Origin of the sequence: Treponema ruminis, assembly GCF_014201975.1 — a bacterium.
Classification (GTDB): domain Bacteria; phylum Spirochaetota; class Spirochaetia; order Treponematales; family Treponemataceae; genus Treponema_D; species Treponema_D ruminis.
Genome location: NZ_JACHFQ010000002.1, coordinates 293,248 through 309,412, shown reverse-complemented (window position 1 = coordinate 309,412; position 16,165 = coordinate 293,248). Strand labels below are relative to the sequence as shown.

Annotated in this window: 12 protein-coding genes; 3 read left to right on the top strand and 9 right to left on the bottom strand. The window is 46.6% G+C overall.

Annotation, left to right across the window (positions count from 1 at the left end; translation table 11 throughout):
* Window positions 1-66: 66 nt before the first annotated feature.
* The 4 genes from HNP76_RS03770 to HNP76_RS03755 all read right to left on the bottom strand — a co-directional run bounded on the left by HNP76_RS03770 (window position 67) and on the right by HNP76_RS03755 (window position 3,309).
* A complete protein-coding gene (locus HNP76_RS03770; RefSeq protein WP_184657653.1) occupies window positions 67-474 on the bottom strand; it encodes a flavodoxin domain-containing protein in 408 nt (135 codons plus the stop codon).
* Window positions 471-1,052, bottom strand: coding sequence for a DUF3793 family protein (locus HNP76_RS03765; RefSeq protein WP_184657651.1), 582 nt, complete (start codon window positions 1,050-1,052; stop codon window positions 471-473). The genes HNP76_RS03770 and HNP76_RS03765 overlap by 4 nt, the downstream gene beginning before the upstream one ends.
* Before the next feature lie 152 nt (window positions 1,053-1,204).
* Window positions 1,205-2,620 carry a GGDEF domain-containing protein gene (locus HNP76_RS03760; protein ID WP_184657649.1) on the bottom strand — a complete coding sequence of 472 codons (1,416 nt, stop codon included), beginning with the start codon at window positions 2,618-2,620 and terminating at the stop codon, window positions 1,205-1,207.
* Window positions 2,621-2,682: 62 nt separating this feature from the next.
* Window positions 2,683-3,309, bottom strand: a complete 627-nt coding sequence (locus tag HNP76_RS03755) for a TetR/AcrR family transcriptional regulator (RefSeq protein ID WP_184657647.1) — start codon at window positions 3,307-3,309, stop codon at window positions 2,683-2,685.
* A gap of 148 nt (window positions 3,310-3,457) precedes the next feature.
* Between HNP76_RS03755 and HNP76_RS03750 the strand changes: the two genes are divergently transcribed.
* The 3 genes from HNP76_RS03750 to HNP76_RS03740 all read left to right on the top strand — a co-directional run bounded on the left by HNP76_RS03750 (window position 3,458) and on the right by HNP76_RS03740 (window position 8,138).
* Complete coding sequence (locus HNP76_RS03750) at window positions 3,458-5,866, top strand: efflux RND transporter permease subunit (protein WP_246462714.1); 2,409 nt, start codon at window positions 3,458-3,460, stop codon at window positions 5,864-5,866.
* A gap of 245 nt (window positions 5,867-6,111) precedes the next feature.
* The gene (locus HNP76_RS03745; protein ID WP_184657645.1) at window positions 6,112-6,909 is read left to right on the top strand and encodes an outer membrane lipoprotein-sorting protein; all 798 of its coding nucleotides are present in this window, start codon (window positions 6,112-6,114) and stop codon (window positions 6,907-6,909) included.
* The gene (locus HNP76_RS03740) at window positions 6,906-8,138 is read left to right on the top strand and encodes a DUF1302 family protein (RefSeq protein ID WP_184657643.1); all 1,233 of its coding nucleotides are present in this window, start codon (window positions 6,906-6,908) and stop codon (window positions 8,136-8,138) included. The genes HNP76_RS03745 and HNP76_RS03740 overlap by 4 nt, the downstream gene beginning before the upstream one ends.
* Window positions 8,139-8,199: 61 nt before the next feature.
* On the opposite strand, the gene HNP76_RS03735 is transcribed toward HNP76_RS03740, so the two are convergent.
* Genes HNP76_RS03735 through HNP76_RS03715 form a run of 5 tightly spaced genes read right to left on the bottom strand, consistent with a single transcriptional unit; the run spans window position 8,200 to window position 16,143 of the window.
* Window positions 8,200-10,035 carry an ABC transporter ATP-binding protein gene (locus HNP76_RS03735; protein WP_184657641.1) on the bottom strand — a complete coding sequence of 612 codons (1,836 nt, stop codon included), beginning with the start codon at window positions 10,033-10,035 and terminating at the stop codon, window positions 8,200-8,202.
* Window positions 10,035-11,822, bottom strand: coding sequence for an ABC transporter ATP-binding protein (locus tag HNP76_RS03730; RefSeq protein WP_184657639.1), 1,788 nt, complete (start codon window positions 11,820-11,822; stop codon window positions 10,035-10,037). The genes HNP76_RS03735 and HNP76_RS03730 overlap by 1 nt, the downstream gene beginning before the upstream one ends.
* A gap of 12 nt (window positions 11,823-11,834) precedes the next feature.
* Window positions 11,835-12,947, bottom strand: coding sequence for a DUF1302 domain-containing protein (locus HNP76_RS03725; RefSeq protein WP_184657637.1), 1,113 nt, complete (start codon window positions 12,945-12,947; stop codon window positions 11,835-11,837).
* Between the two features lie 38 nt (window positions 12,948-12,985).
* Window positions 12,986-13,786 (bottom strand): outer membrane lipoprotein-sorting protein, encoded by an 801-nt coding sequence (locus tag HNP76_RS03720; protein WP_184657635.1) that lies wholly within the window; start codon window positions 13,784-13,786, stop codon window positions 12,986-12,988.
* A gap of 20 nt (window positions 13,787-13,806) precedes the next feature.
* A complete protein-coding gene (locus HNP76_RS03715) occupies window positions 13,807-16,143 on the bottom strand; it encodes an efflux RND transporter permease subunit (RefSeq protein ID WP_184657633.1) in 2,337 nt (778 codons plus the stop codon).
* Between the last annotated feature and the right edge of the window lie 22 nt (window positions 16,144-16,165).

The window sequence follows — 16,165 nt, the reverse complement described above, 5'->3', positions numbered from 1 at the left end:
CCCTAGGAGAAGGGGTAGCACGCAACAAAGTGCGTGCGCAGGGGAAGGCTTTCCCCTCTTAAATTTTTATTTTCCTGCCAGTTTCTTTACGGCTTCAAGGGCCTCTTCATCTGGAGAAAGCTGGGATTTTACGCTTCCTGCAAAGTCTGCGCCCGCATTTTTGACCCTTTCTTCCCAGTCTGAAAGCCACTGGCCGTCGCCCCAGTCGTATGAGCCGAAGAGACCGACTTTTTTGCCGCTCAGGCTTCCTTCAATTTCTGAGAAAAAGCTTTCCATTGAGTCCTCGAGCTGTTCTGCTCCCATGGCCGGACTTCCCAGAAGAATCAAGTCTGCCGAAAGTGTTTCTGATGCATCTGCACTATCTGCCGTTGCAATGCTTGCCTCATAGCCTGCTGCCCTGGCTCCTTCCAAAGCCGCACCAGCCAGCCTTTCAGTGTTTTCTGTCGTTGTTGCGTAAACAATAGCTGCTTTCATTTTATGCCTCCTTTTTGGCTCTTATATTTTTTTGTTGCCAGCGGAACCGAAAGTCCCGAGGCAAGTAATTTCATGCATGTTTCAGTGCAGTTTTTGTAGAGTTTCATCCTCTGGATTGCACTTTCCTTGTCGCCGTAGACCTTCCAGATTCCCGAATACTTAAAATCCTGGGCTCCGTGCCTTTCAAAGCCGACTACGTCTTCGAGGGGATAGCCCAGAAAAAGACCGACTTCATGGGGAAAAGACTCGTTTGCGGCCAGCCTGTGAAAGAGCTCTGCAAGGACGAATTCCAGTCCCTTTTCGACCTGGTAGCCTTTTGAGGCAAGGTAGGCGCGGTTTTTGGGATTTCTGAGCATTTTTTCAAGAAGGATTTTGTCGTAAACGAAGAAGAGGAACCTGCCGTCACTTTTTTTGACCGGTACGAAATATCTTTTTTCTTTTGAAAAGAGGTTCTGCCATTGATGCATCTTTTCTGAGCCGTCGGCGTATTTTTGGTCCGGCAGCGAAAAAAGACAGGCGGGCTTTATTCCGCAGAGTGCAGGGGAAGCACAGTGAATGATTGTCTCATCGAAACCCATTTGGAAACTCCAAAAAAAAAGACGGAGCAAGGCAAGAAAATGTCAAAAGGCCTTGCTCCGCCAAGAGGTACTAAAAGAGTTAGATATGACTAACTTTCATAGTTAGTTTATGCTAATTAGAGTTTTGTGTCAATAACTTTTTTGATTTTTTTTTAATCGGCTAAAAGACCTGCAAGATAATAAAGTACAGCGCACTCATTTTCCTGCCAGATTCTGAGGCTGCGGTCTACGGCACAGACCAGATAGCCTTTGACTTTGTCCTCTTTTCGGATGCGGGAAATTAAGACGGATTCAAAGCCGTTTTTGGAAAGAACCTTGTGGAATTTTGGGGAATGGGCCTTTATTAAGTCCAGGGAGCCCTGGGAAAACAAGTCTTCTTCCATGATGTTGGATAAATCGGATGCATCGCCGGTGAAGTTTTTGTCCAGAACGCCATGCATTTTTCCTTGGGAATCAACGTAGTAGAGGTCTGCAACCTGTAAGATTTCGCAAATTTGCGGCACGACTTTTGACAGCTTGTTTTCAAAGCCTTTTTCGGATTCTATGCCGGTCCTTAATTTGTACATGTTCTTGAATATGCCGTTTTTGGCTATTTTGCGGATTTCAACGTATTTGTGCTTTTCTTCCTCATAAACCTTATAGCAGTTGCGGCCCAGGTTCTTGCCCAGGTAGAGCATTTTATCGATGAGGCCGAATAAGTGGGAGAAATTGTCTGAATCTTCCGGGAATGAAGCGCAGCCCGATGTTCCGGTAACAAAGGCGGAGCCGTTTTCAAAGAAAATTTCTTTGCGCAGGGTGTTTGACGAGCCGTAGACTCTTTCAAAAAAGTTGATTTTGTCTTTTGTGGTGATGTTTTTTAAGTCGATAAGGAGAAGTTCGTCACCGCCGAACCTTCCTGCGAGGGCAAAGCCGTCCGTGACTTCGGCCAGGCTTTTTGAAACGGTTGCCAGAACTTTGTCGCCCGCCGTGTGGCCGTAAGTGTCGTTGATGAATTTGAAATTGTCCAGATCGATGATTGAAAATGTAAAGGGAGTCTTTTTTGCGATGAGGGAGCGGACGAACTTGAGGGCGTATGAGCGGTTTAAGATACCTGTGAGGGGGTCAAGAATCTGGTCCAGGCTGATTTCGTCGATGATTTTATCGAAAAAGCTGTATTTCCTGAGCTTGTCGATTGTGTAAAGGACCTGGGATCCGTCGTTCTTTTCTTTGCCGCGGATTACGTCTGTGATGTCGGTAAAGCTCCCTACAAGGCCGACGATTTCGTCACCGTTATACAGGGGGCGTTTTGAGGCTATGATGTCCCTTTCTTCGCCTTTTATGAAGCATTTTCCATGTACTTTGTAGGTAGTTTTGCCGGCAAGGACACGAAGCTCATCCTGCATGTAGGGATCCGGATCGGAATGCCAGCCCATTTCTTCATCGTTTTTGCCGATTAAGACGTCTGCCGATTCGAATCCGTAATAATCAAGAAAAGCCTGATTGACGCCGAGAAAGCGCCTGTTTTTGTCTTTCCAGAATACACAGTCCTGTGAAGTGTTGATGATGCTGTCAAATAAGTCTACCGTCATTTCCATAGCTGCTGAAACCTTTAAATAATTATAAATTATAAAGGCTGATTCAGCAATAAAATTTATTCAGTTTTGATACCCAGCAGCTTGTAGGCGCCGGAACTTGTAAATTCCATGAGGTCAGCGATGTACTCCTGAGCTTCTTTTTGGGGCATGTTGTGGAGGACGATGTCACAGAAAGCGTTGATCACTGTTGAAGCCATAAAGTGAAGTGTCATTGGCGAAAGTTTTTTTGTGGTGATTTTCTGCTCGTACATCCAGGCAAAAGTCTTCTCGCAGTTTTTTGTATACAGCTCGCAGATGTTTTCCTGAAAATGCTCGTGAGTGCTGCCTGCTGACTTTCTTAGGAGAAGGGTGAAGGCGTCAAAATTTTCGTACATGTAGTCGAGGAAGTCTCTGGTTGACTTTCTCTCAGATTCTATGTGCTCCTGCATTTGATCGGGAGTGAGGTTTTCGTGATTTTTGGGATCGGCAAGCATTATAACTTTTTTAGTTGCTTCGATGGCATCGTCTACAAGGGCGCAGAAAAAAGCGTCCTTGTCCTTGAAGTGGCGGTACATGGCTCCTGTCGTGACTCCTGCATTTGCGGCAATCGTGCGCAGGGAGGCTCCTGTAAAGCCTTTTTCGAGGAATTCCTTTTTTGCGCTTTCGAGAAGCTTCTTTTTTGTTTCGCTTGAAGAATCTGCCATGAGAAATAGTTTGCGATAAAAAGAGGGCTTTGTCAATGAAAAATGATAACAATGTTATCAAAATCTATTGACAAGATAACAGTGTTATCGTTAAGATAACGTTGTTATCAGAAATTGGTAACAGTGTTATCGTAAAAAGGAGCTTTTTATGAAAGTAAAAAAGATTAACGACTGGTTTGAAAAGTTCGGACGCTTTGAAGTAAGGCACCGCTGGGCTTTTCTTATCTGTCTGATTGTCGTTACTGTTGTCGGAAGCATGGGCCTTGGCCGCCTCAAGCTTGACAACGGCGAGGAAGACTGGTTTGACGACTGGGAGACCACAAAGCAGAATCAGGATCATTTTGAAGACATTTTTGGCTCGACAGACAGCCTTCTTGCCCACATCAAGGCGGATGACGTTTTTGACCCGGAAGTCCTTCAGATGATTGACGAGCTTGGAGACGAGCTCTTGCAGAATGTTCCCTATGCGGGAAGCATCACGAGCCTTATGGAGCTTTCAATTCCGATCGGTACGGAAGAGGGCTTTGAGGTTACAAGTCCTTTTAAAGACGGAGTGCCAGAGGACGCGGCTGAGCTTGCCCAAAAAAAGGCCTTTATTTTAAGCCGAGAGTCGCTCGTAAATACGCTTGTAAGTGCCGATGCGACTGAAACCTGGCTTATCGTGAACCTTGAGCAGTATTCGGAAAACCTTACCGATGCGATGCAAAAAATCGCACCGCCTGCCATGAAGATTTTCAACGACCCCAAGTATAAGTCAGATAAATGGGAAATCCGCCCGGCCGGCATGAGCTACACGGAATTCGAGGAAGAAGCCGTAACGATGAATCAGCTTGCAACCCGCATTTCCCTGGGATTTCTTGTAATGCTGGTCTGCCTTATAATTTTTATCCGCTCCCTTCGCGGAATTGTCGTTCCTTCGATTTCAACAGTCGGAGCGCTTACGACAACGCTCGGATTTTCAGGCTGGCTTGGAATCAAGGGCAACAACTCGATGATCATGATTACCGTGCTTCTTTCAATGGCTCTTGCGGTCGGATATTCGGTTCACTACATCAACAGCTTTAAGATGTACTTCCGAAAAACCGGCAGGCGAAAGGAATCAATCGTGATGGGAGTTCGTGATTCAGGCTGGGCTCTCTTCTTTACGGTAATCACGACCATGGCGGGTATGCTTTCCTTCCTTGCAGCCGGAATCAAGCCGATGCGCTGGGTTGGCGGAATTACAGCCGCTACGGTTTTTGCAGTTTTTGCCTACATCATAATCCTTCTTCCTGTACTCTACAGTTTCGGAAAGGACAAGGAACCGGATCCAGCTTTTGCTGATTCGGAAGGGGCTACGAAATCGGATTTGCGTGTTGAGGCGATGGGAAAATCAATCCTCAACAAAAAATGGATTACCGTGATTGCTACAGTTTTGCTTGCGGCCGCCGTCATTCCGGGAATTTTCAAAATCAAGGTAAACATGAATTACTCGGACATGATGGGCGAGCGCACTCCTTACATCAAGCGACTTCTTGAAATCACAAGGAGCCAGCTCGGAAGCCAGTACGAGTATGAGGTCCTGATTGAATACTCTGACGAGGATGCGATTAAAAATCCCCGGGTGCTGAAGAACATGGATATTCTTGCAGAGAGAATCGGAACTTTGAGCCAGACTAAAATCTCAAACGGAAAGCCGCGTGTTTCTTCGGTCACAAAAATCGTAAAGGAAATGAACCGCACTCTGAACGAAGACAATCCTGAAGCCTATGTCATTCCAGACGACCAGGATTTGGTGACTCAGATTATGTTCCTCTATGAAATCTCGGGCGGAACGGACCTGTATGACTACATCAGCAATGACTTCAGGGCGGCATATTTACAGATTGAGCTTTCGGGTTACGACGGAGAAGAAATCGTAAAGAATCTTGCAGAAGTTAAAAGATGGGTTGCAGAGCTCTTCCCGGACGCACAGAATGCCGGCGTTGTAGGTCAGGTCGTTCAGTATGCCCAGATGAACGGAAAACTTGTGCGCGGTTCAATCAAATCGATTGGAACGTCGCTGATTATAATCCTCGTTCTCCTTGTTCTTGCCTTCACATCGCTCAGGACAGGATTTATCGCAATGATTCCGAATGTGGTGCCGATTGTGCTGATTGGCGGAATCATGGGCTATGCAGGAGTCAATCTGGACATGATTACGGCTATGATCATGCCGATGATTCTTGGAATTGCCGTTGACGACACGATTCACTTTACAAACCACATTAAGTATCACTTTGAGCTTACCGGAAATTACCGCAGCGCGATTGAAAATTCTTACCGCGAGATCGGAAAGACGATGATAATGACGACAATTATCCTCTGCGCCATGTTCGCGATTTTCCTTACAAGCACGATGAACGTTCTGGTGAACATCGGCTGGCTTTCGGTAGTCGGCCTTGGAAGCGCACTGATTGCGGACTACACGATTACGCCGGTGCTCTTATACATCACAAAGCCATTCGATAAAGAAGCGGGCGTTGCGGGTAGGGAGCCGGTCGCTGAAAGCGAAAAATCTTGTGAGACAAGATTTTAGGCGAGTCTCGTTCGAAGCTGTGCTTCGAGCGCGGAAGGGAGCCGGTCGCCTTTGGCGAAGAAACTCGTGAGACGAGTTTCTAGGCGAGTCTCGGTGAAGGCTATGCCTGAACCGCAAACCACTGTGGAGATTTTAAGGGGCTTGCCCCTTAGGAGAAGGGGTAGCGAAAAAGACCGGAGCGAAGCGAGGGCTTTGGAGCGAGGGGGAGACTTCCCCCGCCCAATAACTTTGAAAGGAGATTCATTATGAAGAAAGTATTTTTTGCATTCACATCAATTCTTATGGGAGCAGGACTTTTTGCACAGTCACTTACGGGTTACGAGATTATGAAAAAAGCTGACGAAATTCCTGAGCCTGTAACAGCATCTTCAACTGCGACTCTTACGATTCACTCGAAGAAAGGCTCGGACAGAAAACGTGAAGTCATCATGAAAAGCAAGGATTACGGCGACGTCAAAAAAGAAGTCATCGTCTTTGTAACGCCGAAAGACGTTTCTGGCACAGGCTACCTCATGTTTGAGTACGAGGAAGATGCAAACGGCAACAAAAAAGATTCTGACAACTGGCTCTATATGCCTGCAATGAAAAAGACCCGGCGAATCGCTTCAAGCGGCTCAGAAAGTGACGGAAGCTTCATGGGAACCGACTTCACCTACCGCGACATGGGAGAGCGCAGCCTGAACGATTACGAATACAACCTTTTGGGCGAAGAGAGCGTGGAGGGAACGGAATGTTACAAGGTCGAGTGCATCGCTAAGGACAAAAGTGAAAAAGACCCGCGCTACATTTCTTACATCGCAAAATCTGACTTCATCCTCAGAAAATGCGAGCTTTTTGACCGACAGAACCAGCTTCACCGCCTTTTGACCTGTACAGATTTTACGACAATCAAGGGCTTTACAACCGCCCAGAGAATGAAAATGGAAAACGTTCAGAGCGGCACCTGGTCACTTTTTGAGACATCAAACATCGTTTACGACGGCGGTGATATTGACGACTCAATGCTTACTGTAGCCGCACTTGAAAAAGGCAGAATCAGATGAAGAAATTAATTTTATCAGCCATTTTTTTACTTTTTGGTTTCCACTGTGCAATCTCACAGGAAGTAAAATTCTCCGGAACTCTTGAAACTCTCTGGGGGGCGGGTGCCCCCTGGACTGACAAGGACACTGCCAGAGGCCGCATGACTTTGGGCGAAACTTCCTTTACCGGGAAAATTGATTCCTATTTTGGAAAGAGTTCTGCTCTTGTTGAAGGCTCGGCAAGATACGACTCGATTGAAGATTCTGAGGATTTCTCGCTTTCTGAATGCTGGCTGGACTACACTTCGGATTCTTTAGGTCTTCGGGTCGGGCGGCAGAAGACTGCATGGGGTAAGGCTGACGGAATCGACATTACAAACGTAATCTGTCCGAAAGACCTTTCAAGCCTTGCCGTCATGACGACAAATGAAAAGCTTGCAATTGACGCTCTTCGTTTTTCTGTAAATGGAAATCAGTTTACGGCTGACGCATACTGGATTCCTTTTTTTACACCGGCTAAGCTTTCCGGCGCAAAATTTGAAAAGCCTGAGTCTAAAATGTCGAAGGGCGAATTCGGCTTAAAGTTTTCGGGATATTTTTCAGTCCTGGATTTTTCGCTCTACGGATTTTACGGAAGAGACGATATGCCATTTTTGAATTACACGATGTCAGCAGAGGGCGTGAATGTGACCGGCGAGTATAAGGACATGGCAATGCTGGGAATGGACGCCGCAATTCCAATCAAAGAGACCGTTCTCCGCATGGAAGCGGCTTTCTTCCCGGAAAGGCATTTTCAAAAATCAAGCAACTCTATTATAGAAGAAAAAATGTTTTCTGCAGAAACACTTTCTTCCGCTTCAATTGAAAGCTCCCTTCAGCGCAATGAAATTTCAGCACTTGCTGGTCTCGACTGGATGCCTGAGGGCTGGACTTTTACCGCCCAGTATTACTGCGATTACGTTTTTGGAGAGCTTGAAAATCTTGAGAGGGAAAAAGCCTTGCAGCATGGAGCGACTTTGAGCGTGTCAAAAAAACTTCTGGCAGACACTCTTGAATTAAGCCTTAGCGGAGTCCTCGGTCTGAACGATTTTGACAGCTTTATAAAACCTGTTGTAACATACAGCCTTTCAGACCAGATAAATCTTTCTGGCGGAGCCTATGTCTTTATCCCAGGCCCTGACCGGGACGGCCAGTACGGCTCATACAAGGATTTGAGTACGGGCTATGTAAGATGTAAATTCAGTTTTTAGATGGGAACAAATCGGAGTCAATCCAGAGCCTTAAAAAAGACTCTGGATTTTTTTTTAATTTTTACAGTTTCCAGCTGACAGCTTTCTTTCGTGAATCTATGAATCGTGCGTAGATTCCGTTCATTTTTATAAGCTCGTCGTGCTTTCCCTGCTCAGCGATTTTGCCTTTGTCGATTACGATAATCTGGTCAGCGTTGCGGACTGTTTTGAGCCGGTGTGCAATCATGATTACCGTTTTTTCGCGGGTAAGTTCACGAACGGCTTCCATTAAATCGCGCTCGTTCTCAGGGTCAACATTTGCCGTTGCTTCATCGAGGATGATAATCGGAGCGTCTTTCATGATTGCGCGGGCGATTGAGATTCGCTGCTTTTCGCCGCCAGAAAGGCTTGCTCCACCTTCGCCAATAACTGTGTCGTAGCCGTTGGGAAGAGCCGAAATGAATTCGTGGCAGCAAGCTTTTTTTGCGGCTTCGATGACTTTTTCCATCGGGGCATCAGGCTCGCCAAAGCGGATGTTGTTTGCGATTGTATCGTGGAAGAGGTAGACATTCTGGAATACGAAGCTGAAGTTTACCATCAGGTTGTCCATGTCGTAATCGCGGATATTTTTTCCTGCAAGCGTGACTTCGCCTGAATCAACGTCCCAGAAGCGGGCAAGAAGGTGACAGAGTGTTGTCTTTCCACCGCCAGAAGGCCCCACGATTGCTGTCGTGCTCTTTTCAGGAATTGTAAGCGAAACGCCGTCGATGATTTTCTTTTTGTCGTAGGCAAAGGAAATGTTTGATGCAGAAAGATTCAGGACGCTCTCTGTCTCCTTGCTCACTTCCGCCTTCGCAGCATAGCTGCTCGGAGACTCGCTAAAAACAGTCCACTGGACTGTTTTTGCCTGTTCCACAGGCCGCTCGCTACCATCTATACTCATCATCGGAACATTGAGAATTGCTTCTGCTTTTTTTACCGCTATGTCGATTACGCGAAGGAGTGCCGAATAGTTGCCGCCAGATTCCATTGCGCCAAAAAGCATGAAGGAACAAATCAGCATTACGGCGCAGTTTGAAAGGAGCATGGTGCCGTTCAAATAAAAGAAAATCGAAGCAATCATTATTGCAACTCCCGCAAGCTTTGCGATTATGCTCTGGATGCAGGCAAAGGGGATACAGTGCAGTTCCATTTTGATGAATGTTCTCTTGCAGTGGTCGATTATGGCGTTGAGTTCGGTGCGGCGCGGACCCGTGATGTTGTAGGCGCGGACTTCGGCGATTCCCTGAATGTATTCGAGGATTTTTGAAACCTGTGCCGTGTCAGCCTTGTCTTTTTGAACCGAAATAGAGCGGACTGAAAGGCGCATGAAAATGTTTACGAACTGGAAAAGGGCAAAGCCTGCAAGGGCAATCAGGGCAATCCGCCAGTCGAAGAAGAAAATCATGGCGATGATGAGGGCTGAGTCTAAAAGTCCCTGCATTACGAGCATTACGGCTCTGGTGGCAACGTCTCCCAAAAGCTCCATAGTGTTTGTGGTGACTGATGTAATCTGTCCCAGCGAGTTTTCGTTGAAGTAGCCCATGGGAATGTAGCGCAGATGTTCGGCGATTTCTATGCGTTTGTTCGCGGCCGTCCTGTAGCCGCCTTCGGTCTGCCACATGCTCATGTTCTTTTTTGTTATGATTGCACCGAGCAGGCTGAATGACATGATTCCGAGCGAAAGCCATATTGTGTTTGCCGTGAATGGAACTCCGTCCTTTAGGCTTCTGATTATTCCAGAAATCATTACGGCAACGGCGGCAATCCTCAGTGCCATGAAAAATGAATTGACTACGCCGATTATCATTGCAAGGTGAAATTTGCGGCGATTTTCTTTGTCGCAGAAATTAAAGAATCTTTGTAAAATTTCAAACATTATGCTGCCTCCCCACTGTCTTTTGATGAAATGTGTGCTTCCCACATTGATTTGTAAAGTCCGCCCTTTGCGAGAAGTTCTTCGTGTTTTCCTTCTGAATCAACAAGACCGTCCTTTATGACGACGATTTTGTCCGCATCCTGAATTGTCGAAAGCTTGTGGGCGATTACAATCAGAGTCTTTCCTTTTACAAGATGAGCGACTCCTTCCTGGATTATTGCCTCGTTTTCAGGATCTGTGTAAGCCGTTGCCTCGTCAAGAATTACAATCGGGGCGTTTTTCATCATTGCCCGGGCAATTGCGATTCTCTGCCGCTCACCGCCGCTCAAATGTGCTCCGCTTCCACCGACGATTGTGTCAAAGCCCTTTTCAAGGCTCATGATGAAGTCATAGCAGCCGCTTTTTCTGGCGATTTCTTCGACTTCTTTGTCCGTTGCTTCCGGTTTTCCGAGACGGATGTTTTCCCGCACGCTCAGGTCAAAGAGGAAGTTATCCTGGCTGACGTATGCGACCCGGCGGTTGTATTCTTCGAGTGAAAGGTCGCGGATATTTATGCCGCCGATTTCGACTGAGCCTGAATCTGTGTCCCAGAGAGAAGCAATAAGACGGGCAATCGTTGACTTTCCGCTGCCGCTGGGGCCGACAAGGGCTGTGTAAGAGCCTGAAGGAAGTGAAAGATTTATGCCGTGCAAAATTTCTTTTTTGCTTTCTCCCTCAATGTTTTTGTGGTAGCTGAATCTCACGTCTTTGAGTTCGATTGAGTTGTCGCCTGGCTTTTTCCTGTCGCTTTCCGGGCGCTCAAGTTCCTTCATGTAGAGGATTCCGCCGACCTCACCGAAAATTACCCCGGCTTTTGCGATGTCATCGTGGTAAGAATAGACTACAAGAAGGGGCTGAATAACGCTCATCGAAAGGATGATGATTGTGATGAAGTTTACGGCAGAAAGGCTTCCGGTCAGGAAGAAATATCCGCCGATTGGAAGGACTGCGAGAAGTGTAGAAGGGGCGATTACAAAGGCGATTGTGAAAGGCCAGATGCAGTCGCGCATCCATTCAACATAACAGTCAGAGCCTTCTTTTGCTGCCACGACGAATTTTTCGTAAGATGACTTTGATTTTCCGAATGCTTTGATGACTTCGATTCCGTTGATGTATTCGACCGCCGTGTCATTCAGGATTTTTGTTTTGTCGATTGCGTTCTGAAAACGTTCAGTCATGTTTCGCATCATGAAGCAGGAAGCAATCATGCCGATTGGAAGGGTAATCAGCGAGGCAAATCCCATGCGGGCGTCGATGTGGAAAAGATAGACGAACATCACGAGGGGCAGCAGAAGATTGCTGGTCCATTCCGGGACGATGTGGGCTAAAGTCGTCTCCATGCTGTCGATGCGCTCGATAAGGATGTTTTTGAGGGTGCCCGAAGGAAGGTCGAGGACGGCTCCGAGAGGAACGCGGGCAAGCTTGTCGCAGAGCTTTTTCCTGATGTTTGCAAGCAGGTTGAAGGTTGCGACATGGCTCAGAGTCGTAGAAATCATGTGGAAGACAGCGTTTCCCACCCAGAATGCGGCGGTAATTCCGGCTTCACGAAGGTAGACATTCCAGTCACGAACTCCCTCAAGAAGCTTTCTTACGATATCCGCGATGATGACGTAAGGTGCGAGGGCGCATGCAACGCAGAGGACTGCAAAGAAGACGCTTGCCCAGTACATGGGCTTTTTTTCGCCCGCAAAGGTAAAAATCCACGATAGAAGGGATTTTTTTTGGTTTGTACGTTTTTTTTCTGCCATTTTATTCTCCTTTTAAAATTTAAATTCTGCTTTTATGTATGCTGAACTGAAATCCTGGTAGGCACCGTAAAAGCCATTCTTGTCTTTGTCTGGTCCCTTCATGAAAATGTCCGAGCCTAAAGTCAGGCAGAGCTGGTCTGTAATGCTGTACTCGCCCTTGAAGGAGAGCATGCTGTCAAAATCATTAAGTCCCAGCAGACCTGAAAATGAAAATTTGAGCGTATCCTGCAGGAAGGATTTTGAAAGGCTCAGACTTGCCTGATGAAGATATGCTTTCCGTCCGAAGTTTTCCAAATCGCCTGTAAGATAGTCCATGTAATACTGGGCAGTTATCGTTATTAGCGAAGAATTCCAGTCAAAGCCTGCGAGCGCGACAAGCTGATTTTTTTGGGAATATCGTTCTGGAAAGAATGCTCCTTCTGCACGGAGGACGATTTCCTTAACAGGAATAGCCGTGTCCGCTCCCACCATTGCAATTTTTTTGCTGCTATCGGAAAGAATTGGAAGGGGCTGGCGGTCATAGCCATAAAATCCGTAGATTGAAAAATCCGCGAATGGAAAATATGAGGCCAGCCGGACAGCTGCTTCGCTGTGCTCAAGCGAGGCTTCGGCATTTTTTGCAACCTGGGAAATCGGAATCCAGTAAGCATCGCAGACAAGGTTCTCTCCTTTAAGACTGAGACGGATTGCATCGATTCCAAGTCTTGAATCAGCATATTCGCTTGCAATCAGAACTGAATTGTCCTTGGGGCAGAGAATGTCCGCCACCTGAAGACCGTCAGCCTTTCCCCATGCGTTAATCTGCCTTCCAGCCCGCAAAGCCCAAAAGCCATCGTCGTAATCCGCCCATGCTTCCCTGAGCTTGAAGGACAGCTCATTGTCTTTAAGCGCATCGCTTGTGACTTCACCGTCGACGAATGCCGTACTTTCCTCGCCGTAGACTTTAAGAGAGCCTGAGGCTGTTATATTTCCGACGAGGAATTTTCCTGCATTGTCGTGTGCATTCGGAAGTCCGGCAGCCCAGAGGCTTTCAATGCTTCCTTCCGGGGAGTAGTCGAGGGCGGAAAATGGAAAAATGAAAATTAAAAATTGAAAAATAACGGATATAACTTTTTTTGCTTTCATAATTAATCCCTGTGGATTGCCTGAGGCAGGTTCGACTTCTATCTCAAATTTCCCCTCTCAATCGTGTTGACCGTGAACAAATTGTCGTCCAGACTCATGTTGTATTTAGTGTCCTTCATTTCGAGCAGGGTGGAATGAGCTGTAATGACGTTTTTCATGAACATTTTTTCTGTAGTCCAGATTCCGTCGATTTGCTTTATGCCAGAGCAGGTGAGTTCTCTGGTGAGGACGTTCTGCCTGTCGTAGTATTCACCCTTGACGGTCTTGTAGTTGTCCTTTCTGAACCAGAGAATTCGCCTCTGTGTTTTTTCTGACTTGTCCTTTGCGATGAATTCGACTTTCCAGCAGTCAAAACCATCGACAGTTTCCGAGCCGAGCAGGTTGAATGTGTCTTTTGTAAGGCCGCGGTCGCCCATGTCGGAGTAGGTGAAGTCTGAGCCCATGAAGTCATCGTCCTTGCTGCTTCCTGAAATCCGGCGGACCTTTTTCATCGCAGGCATGTAAAGCCAGTTGTCTGAATCTGGCTTAACCCCGTCTTCACCGTCAGGATAGTCAAATGAAAGGTATGCGACCCCGGAAACATCCTTTGGCATTGTAAATACAATCACGTTTTTCTTTACGTTGCCGTAATCTTTTGAGCGCATGAAGATTTCCCGTGTGCGTGTGGCTCCCTTTTTGTTCGTGAGGGTCATCGTAGCTGTGTAGGACGAAGTTTTTCCCTCGTCAACAGAGTCAGCGCGTCTTGCGATTTCGTAGCCTGTAAGTTCCTCGGCGATGCAGAGGCTTCCAGCAACCAGAAGAAGTGCACTTGCAAACTTTGTAATTAAACTTTTTTTCATCTTTTTTACCTCCATTACATTTATTTCTTTCCAAACGGTTTTGTTATGCAGATTAAAGCTGGTGTGAGGGTGTAGTCGGCAATCAGGGCAGAACCGAGACCTACGATTGAAAGCAGGCCGATTCTGAACATAGCCGTAATCGGGCTGAAGCAGTACATGAGGAACATTGCGCAAAGAATAAAGGTCGTTGTTCCCATGGTCTTGCCGATTTCACGGAAAGTTTCTGCAAGTGCTTGCGAATAAGTCTTTCCGCCCTCAAGCTTGTACTTGATGTGGTTTGAAAAGTGAATCGTATCATCGACCGCGATTCCAAGAATCATTGGCATAATCATCATAGTGACTTCATCAAGAGGCATTTTTGCGTAACCCATGACGGCTCCAATCAGAAGGACAGGAGCAAGGTTTGGAATCATCGCAATCAGGCCGCCGCGAAGACTTGCAAAGACGATTATGAGCAGGATGGCAATCATCACGAAAGAAGAACCGAAAGATTTAAGCTCGCTGGTAACAATCGTGCTGTTCATCGCCGCATTTTCTGCAACCGTACCGACTACCGCGACCTTTGCATCCGGGAAAAGCCTTTTTGCGCTTGCCTCAGCTTTTTCTATGTCGTCCACAATGATGTTTGCGTTGTAATCTGAAATTTCAACATGAACGTGAGCTGCATTGTAGGTTTCAGTCAAATCGTCATAAAGGGAACTTGAATCTGAAATCTCGTAGAAGAAAAGAAGCTGTGTGAGCATGTCGCGGTCATTTGGAATCGTGTAGAATTCAGCCTTATCCTCATTTAGAACGCGGTACATTTCCTTGACCATTCTCGTAATTGACTTTACGCGGGGCTTTCCGCCTGAAATTTTTGTCATCTGAAGCTTTCCCAGTTCCCCTTCAAGCTCATCAAGGGCCAGCATGTTTTTCGGATCTTTAAACGCGTCTTCTTCTTCAAATTCAATCATCACGTCGTAGCTGTAGAGGTTTCCGATTTTTGTCTCCAGAATTTCTTCAATCCTGTGTACGAATGGAACCTTGTTTCCCATGAATTTAAGGTAATCCATATTGACTTCCATTTTCAAAAGTCCCGGAATGCAGACTGCAATCACGACAAAGGAAAGAATGGCGACAAGCGGACTTCTCTTGACGATGTGGCTGCCGAACTTTTCAAAGATTCTGTCGGCTTTTGTTGACTGGCTGGGCAGGGCTTTACCAGGTTTCCTGTCCTTGCCGAAACTCATGAAAATCGGAATCAGGACGACGACGTAAATGTAGACCATGAAAACTACTGCCGCGGAAACAGCTCCCAGCCAGACCATAGGACGGATGCAGGCGAACATAAAGGAAAGAAGAGAAACTACGGTCGTAATGACAGTAAAGAGAACCGGCCAGCCGGATTCTTCGACCGCGCAGATTACGGATTCCTTGCGCTTACCGGTTCGGCGGAAGTGCAGCTTGAAGGCATTGATGTAGTGAAGGGCATAGCCGATTGAAAGAGCCATTCCCAGAAGAACCGGAAGCGACATTACGTCAGAGTCGGCAGGAATGTTGAGAAGCGCCGTAAAGCCAAATACTGAGCCGATTCCGAACATTGTCGCGATGAAAGGAACGATAACGCCCCTGAATGAACGCACAAAAATAATTAAACAGATGAGCATTGTTAAAAATCCGAGCATGATTCGGATTGAAAAATCATGACCGACGGTATCCATTTTCTCGGCAGTGGTGTATGCACTTCCGATTGGCTTTAAACTCCATTCTCCACTCTGGAATTCTTCGCTCATGATAACTTTTTCCGCCGCATGACCGACAGTTACGACATCTTCGCTTTCGTTATTGAAGGGGTGAAGCTTTAAAATTACCCAGGTTTCCTTCGCATCATCAGAAACGAGGTTGTTTACGATTGATTCACGGCTCATTATGAATGACTTAATCCGCGAAAGTTCTTCAGAATCAGAAGGAATCCCGTCGTCAAAAGGGCTTTTTACTTCAAGACCGCCCTCAGTTCCGATTGGAATCGAAACTGTTGTGAGGGATGTAACCTTGTCTGCAAAGGGAACCTGACTTTCGAGTTTGTCACCGAGACGGCTTATCATTGAAAGAAGGTCATGTGCAAAGACATCCTCTGCCTGAACGAGAACAAGAACGTACTCGTCATTTCCGAAGATTTCCTTGAAGTGGTCGGAATTTACCTGAATGTCACTGCCGTTTACAATCCAGTCCTGATTGTTGCTTTCGGAACGGAATTTCCTCATTCCTGAAAGACAGACTATCGTTACGGCAAAAAGGACGGCAAGGCAGAGCCACCTCCAGCGAATCTGTGCTTCTCCAAGCCTACGGAAGAATATGTTGATTTTAGAAACTTTCATAAAATCCCCCTAAAGAAGTATT

Coding starts and splice junctions, on each gene's coding strand:
- HNP76_RS03755 (WP_184657647.1), bottom strand. CDS start 3,309: ATGGCAGATTCTTCAAGCGAAACAAAAAAGAAGCTTCTCGAAAGCGCA.
- HNP76_RS03750 (WP_246462714.1), top strand. CDS start 3,458: ATGAAAGTAAAAAAGATTAACGACTGGTTTGAAAAGTTCGGACGCTTT.
- HNP76_RS03735 (WP_184657641.1), bottom strand. CDS start 10,035: ATGTTTGAAATTTTACAAAGATTCTTTAATTTCTGCGACAAAGAAAAT.
- HNP76_RS03720 (WP_184657635.1), bottom strand. CDS start 13,786: ATGAAAAAAAGTTTAATTACAAAGTTTGCAAGTGCACTTCTTCTGGTT.
- HNP76_RS03725 (WP_184657637.1), bottom strand. CDS start 12,947: ATGAAAGCAAAAAAAGTTATATCCGTTATTTTTCAATTTTTAATTTTC.
- HNP76_RS03740 (WP_184657643.1), top strand. CDS start 6,906: ATGAAGAAATTAATTTTATCAGCCATTTTTTTACTTTTTGGTTTCCAC.
- HNP76_RS03760 (WP_184657649.1), bottom strand. CDS start 2,620: ATGACGGTAGACTTATTTGACAGCATCATCAACACTTCACAGGACTGT.
- HNP76_RS03730 (WP_184657639.1), bottom strand. CDS start 11,822: ATGGCAGAAAAAAAACGTACAAACCAAAAAAAATCCCTTCTATCGTGG.
- HNP76_RS03765 (WP_184657651.1), bottom strand. CDS start 1,052: ATGGGTTTCGATGAGACAATCATTCACTGTGCTTCCCCTGCACTCTGC.
- HNP76_RS03770 (WP_184657653.1), bottom strand. CDS start 474: ATGAAAGCAGCTATTGTTTACGCAACAACGACAGAAAACACTGAAAGG.
- HNP76_RS03715 (WP_184657633.1), bottom strand. CDS start 16,143: ATGAAAGTTTCTAAAATCAACATATTCTTCCGTAGGCTTGGAGAAGCA.
- HNP76_RS03745 (WP_184657645.1), top strand. CDS start 6,112: ATGAAGAAAGTATTTTTTGCATTCACATCAATTCTTATGGGAGCAGGA.